The sequence below is a fragment of the Streptococcus sp. 1032 genome (assembly GCF_013277015.1).
Classification (GTDB): domain Bacteria; phylum Bacillota; class Bacilli; order Lactobacillales; family Streptococcaceae; genus Streptococcus.
On the sequence record NZ_VMMD01000028.1, the window covers coordinates 5199 to 5584 of the forward strand.

At 41.5% G+C, this 386-nt stretch carries 1 pseudogene; it reads left to right on the plus strand.

The features are described 5' to 3' along the window. A pseudogene (locus HT711_RS09965) lies at positions 1-386 on the plus strand (hypothetical protein); the annotation flags it as partial.

The following is a 386-nucleotide window of genomic DNA, read 5'->3' on the forward strand; positions in this document are numbered from 1 at the left end:
GGATGTAACTAAGTATATTCAAGCTAAGCTTCCTGGTCCAGTAAATCAAAAAAATGTACCAGACGGAGCCGAATTACGTGTCTATCTAGTGAGAGGAGGAAGAAATTACGATGGATACGATGTGCAAATCCCACATGCAAGAGGATTTACGAAGATTGCAGATGGACTCCCAAATAGTCAAGGAGTGGTAACTTTTACTCCTGATAGATTCAAAAAATACGGTGTAGATAAATTAGGAACAGATGAGCTTAAACTAGTGGCTATGATTGTACGCTCAGGTACGGATACACCACTAGATAGAGAGGGAGCTATATCGTTGCTGTCTGATACTGGTATCCGTGCGACAGTTGATAAGAGCAATCTCTCTACCAAGACTCAAGAGCTAG